At 56.3% G+C, this 3,638-nt stretch carries 3 protein-coding genes; 2 read left to right on the top strand and 1 reads right to left on the bottom strand.

The window, feature by feature from the left end; translation table 11 throughout:
• Positions 1–411 (bottom strand): thiamine pyrophosphate-binding protein (locus AWB81_RS41125; RefSeq protein WP_268811808.1); only part of this gene is annotated, 411 nt, incomplete at its 3' end.
• Between the two features lie 818 nt (positions 412–1,229).
• Here AWB81_RS41125 and AWB81_RS41120 point away from each other — a divergent pair.
• Both AWB81_RS41120 and AWB81_RS41115 read left to right on the top strand, forming a co-directional pair.
• The gene (locus AWB81_RS41120; RefSeq protein ID WP_062644191.1) at positions 1,230–1,928 is read left to right on the top strand and encodes a response regulator transcription factor; all 699 of its coding nucleotides are present in this window, start codon (positions 1,230–1,232) and stop codon (positions 1,926–1,928) included.
• A 302-nt stretch (positions 1,929–2,230) separates the two neighbouring features.
• Complete coding sequence (locus AWB81_RS41115; RefSeq protein WP_235026188.1) at positions 2,231–2,824, top strand: hypothetical protein; 594 nt, start codon at positions 2,231–2,233, stop codon at positions 2,822–2,824.
• Positions 2,825–3,638: the final 814 nt, after the last annotated feature.

The following is a 3,638-nucleotide window of genomic DNA, read 5'->3' as shown; positions in this document are numbered from 1 at the left end:
CGCCGGGACGGTCGCCTGCTGCACGAACGCGCCTGCCACGTCCTTGAACATCGACACGAGATCGAGTTCCTGCTGGTAGTGTCCGCCAAGCGCGGCGCGCGCTTGCTGGCCCGAGATCGCGAGCACCGGCATGTGGTCCATGCGGGCGTCGTAGAGGCCTGTGATCAGATGCGAGGCGCCCGGCCCCGAGGTGGCGATGCACACGCCCAGCTCGCCCGTGAACTTTGCATGCGCGGACGCCATGAACGCGGCCATCTCTTCGTGGCGCGCCTGAATGAATTCGATCTTTCCCTTCGCGCGATTGAGCGCGCCGAACACGCCGTTGATGCCGTCGCCGGGATATCCGAAGATGCGGCGCACGCCCCACGCGTGAAGACGCTCGACAACAAAGTCTCCGACTGTCTCGCTCATTGCCCGCTCCTTGAAAGCATTCGACCGGCGGCGTTACTGATATATCGTCGATCTCAGTATGTATCGCGCAAACTTCGTGCCGCGATGGGGCCGTCGGCGACGAGTCGGACCGTCTCGTTTAAGCAATCGAGCGTGTAATTTCTATCACATAATGATGCAAATTACACGGCCACCGAACCAGTCAAATTGGCAATGATCGACCGCTATCATTAATTGAACGCGAAGTACCGCTCGCCATAAGTTAACAGCTTGTTCCTGACGATCCGCAGGTCGGGCGCAAGCGACGTCTCGACTCGTCTAGGATAGGAGGGTGCGAGTGTGATTGCCGGCATCCAACCCGAATACCAGGGGAAACGTCGCCACCTCTCCGATCGCCCCCCGGAGAATACGGTGGTGGAAAACCTTGACGTAAGGGGGGGTGGCAGACGGGCGGACGAGTCTAAACGACTCGCTAGGCAGTTCTGGCGTTGCGCCAGACTCTCCGGCTTCGCGGCAGGACCTCTTTGGGCTGCGATTACTGACAAACTCCTTGCAAATCGCTCAAGGCCCTAAGGCGGTCGTTTCGAACCACCGAAACCTCATGCCGACGATCCGTAAGGAAAGGCTAATCCAGATCTAATTTTCAGCGATTATCCTCCAGCATATGGAGACGCCTCAAACGCCGAGCAACAGACTCGCGCACAACTTCGTGAAAGCCGCAACCCTTCCTGGACATTTTCCGCGCGGACCAGTTCGGAACGAACGGACCTTCGAGTCCTGCGCCACGTTTTGACCATAGGCAAATCAGGTTCGCCCAGAGATATCGTAGGACTGTCGAGATGCTTCGTGAACACGGCTCAAAACTGTCGGTCCTGCTCCTCGCCGACAACGACTGGCAATTCGGAGAAACGCTTTGTGCCGCGCTTGAGGACCGATTCTGCTTAGTCTACCGGGTAACCAGGAACTTACAGCTGCTCGACGCGCTTGAGGCGCATCGCTACGACGTGATTCTGCTTGATGTCGATCCGCCAAAAACCGACTGTCTAGACGTAGGTCGCATTCTGCGGTCGCAGGCGCATTGTGCCGCGGTCATATTTATCGCAGCGGAAGGTGACTTTACCGACGGCGCAATGTCTGGTTTCAGATCGCTCGCCGACGATCGACTCTCGAAGCCATTTGAGATTTCTGACCTCCTTTCACGCATGCACGATGCGATTCAGCGTCGTAGCCCAGGACGCACTTCTGAAATGACTAACGGATATCTGTGGTTAGATCTTTTCAAGGGACAAGCCCGGTCTCGCGCAATGGCGATGGCTGCTTGCTTGACCCGGGATGAACTCTCATTACTTCATGCGCTTATGGTTCGCCCGGGCGCGATTCTCTCGCGCAAGGATCTTCAGCTTCGCATTGATAGATCCGACAATGCGACCGATGAATGCACAATCGACGCCATGGTTAATTCATTGCGGTCAAAGCTTGGGAACGAAGCGATAAGAGAAGTACGAGGGCTAGGATGGATGGTACCGAGGAGACTGTGACGCTTGCCACACCGGCCCTATAAAGAAAGTCGTCTGAAAAATTCAGACAGACAAACGCATCAGCCGGCCGTGGCAACCCACCCACGGTAGGATCTAACAGGTCTCGAGAGTGCGCGCGGAGTATAATAGGTCACAAAATGACAGATGAGCAACCCACGCATAGAAACGGGGTCTCACGAAAAGCTTGGGCGGGGTCCTGAGTCCATACGGGACAGGTGCGGCACGAATATTGCGGCCTCGTTGGCGAACGGTAACGGGGAACCCTTGCTTTTTTCCATTAATGCGTGTCCTTCCGAATCGCGATGACCATTCCCTTAGTTGAATTGGTACAGCGCTCCGCGTCGGACGAGGGAAAGGGCGTGCTTCTTCGTCGGGATCGCGATGTCCGCGTCACCTCTGTTAGCAGAACCCACCGCATCTTTAGCCGTCCCGCGAGAGTGCGCTGTTTATTTTTCATTGGAAGTGTCGTTGCTTGCGTATCCATATATGCACAGCGCCCCGAACTGCTGGATCCACGTGTTACCCAGGAAACAATTTTCAAAACAATCTGTCAACCCGGATATCTCGAAACCGTCACTCCCCCGTTAAGTAATCGCCTCCAGTGGAAGAAGCAACTTTTGAGAGAACGTGGGGTTGACCCCGAGACTGCGTGGCAATACACATTCGACTTCCATGTTCCTGTCCTGCTCGGCGGAACTCCCACCAACGCCGCGAATTTTGAGATCGTGCGCTGGGAGGGACTGTCCGGTGCGCGCCGCAAGCGACGTCTGACGGTCTTGCTCAAGCGCTGTGTGTGCTCGGGTGAAACTTCTCTCATGCGAGCGCAACAGGTAATTTCAGAAAACTGGGGAAACGAGTTTTCGAGCCTTTGGCAGCTATCTTGCAATAGTTTCTGACCCACTCGACATGCCTCCCGTATGTGTCTGTCACCCTCATAAGGTCTGGCGTAAACGCCGGGCAACGCCATGTTGTTAGGCACTGGTATCAATTGACATTGGCAAAAGTTCAATCACCATTATCTGATGGCCGCGGCGGGATGGTGAGCGTCCGGGAGCCGTGCCTAATTCCGCTCTTCAGCCGTGATCTTCTTGCCATGACGGATTGGATCGCGCGCGTGCGCGCGCCCGCAACGCTAACTGGCTTACACTTCCCCGTCAGTGATGCCCGTAAAGCGGCTTGTGGTCGTGCCTAGCCACGTGTGGTGACGATGACTCCCATGATCCCGCGTACGTAAATCCATACCCCGATCGATCGAGGCCGGCCGTATCCTTGGACCACCCCAAGAACCGCTTGTCAATCCCCGACATCTCGGGGTGCAATAGGCCAAACGTTTCTGCATTCCCACTGACACGGGCGCCAGCGGTGGAGCCTTGGCCGTCACCATTGGCTGAAAACGAAACCGTTGGACTTGATAGCGCTACGAGGAGCGCCATGAGATATAGACGTTTCATGATTCTCTCCAAGTAATCGATCCTTTTGCTTACGAGACATTGATTAGCAATCTAACGAGGCTCCGCCTCAGACCGACGAGTTGTACGGGTGACTGCGGAGCGCTGGCGGTGTAAGGTGGCTCCGGTCGAGCCGGCTGGGACGTGCCCAGCGATGTACGAGCTCGAAGCTCAATGGGTCCGAAGACCCGTGGACGACCGGAGCCAATCATGACGTTATCACAGAGTGTGTGCGAAGTTCTGCGCGCTCACGTCGTGCTCG

Origin of the sequence: Caballeronia arationis (genome assembly GCF_001544975.2) — a bacterium.
GTDB lineage: Bacteria > Pseudomonadota > Gammaproteobacteria > Burkholderiales > Burkholderiaceae > Caballeronia > Caballeronia arationis.
The sequence above is the reverse complement of the archived record's forward strand: the minus strand, read 5'-3'. Positions and strand labels throughout refer to the sequence as shown.